Origin of the sequence: Anaerotignum faecicola (assembly GCA_024460105.1) — a bacterium.
Lineage (GTDB): Bacteria > Bacillota > Clostridia > Lachnospirales > Anaerotignaceae > JANFXS01.
Genome location: JANFXS010000354.1, coordinates 1 through 428, shown reverse-complemented (window position 1 = coordinate 428; position 428 = coordinate 1). Strand labels below are relative to the sequence as shown.

The following is a 428-nucleotide window of genomic DNA, read 5'->3' as shown; positions in this document are numbered from 1 at the left end:
AAATGCGACACGACAGGAAGTTATGACAGCACTGAAAAATGCACAATGCCAAGATATTCTGGAAAAATTGCCTAATAGTGTAGATACCATAATTGGCATCTAAAAGCTTTTTTAAGCGTTTGAGGCGTAAAGTTCTTCCCCTGGGCTATACATTTCTTAACCGCATAGGGATTCTCTCCTATTATTGCGGCTATATTTGCCTGCGGTTCGCCTGCGTCGATTAATGCCATGCACTGCAGCATAATCCTGAATTGCCGCGAAATCATGCCAAGTATATTTACAGGCTCCTCTCTGGCCATAATCAGATTTTTGTATATTTCAACTGCAAGCCCCGTTTTTCTTGTCCCAATGGCGTCAACCAAATCAAAAAACTTTGGACTCAAGGCTTTTGGCACATATTTCATCAATGTCTTTCTCTTTTATCTCAG

At 40.9% G+C, this 428-nt stretch carries 1 protein-coding gene; it reads right to left on the bottom strand.

The features are described 5' to 3' along the window. Positions 1-71 precede the first annotated feature (71 nt). Entirely contained in the window at positions 72-404 is a 333-nt protein-coding gene (locus tag NE664_14345) for a hypothetical protein (GenBank protein ID MCQ4727815.1), read from the bottom strand. Positions 405-428 lie beyond the last annotated feature (24 nt).

Excerpts from the sequence above, each read along its gene's own strand:
- NE664_14345 (MCQ4727815.1), bottom strand. The coding sequence starts at position 404 with ATGAAATATGTGCCAAAAGCCTTGAGTCCAAAGTTTTTTGATTTGGTT.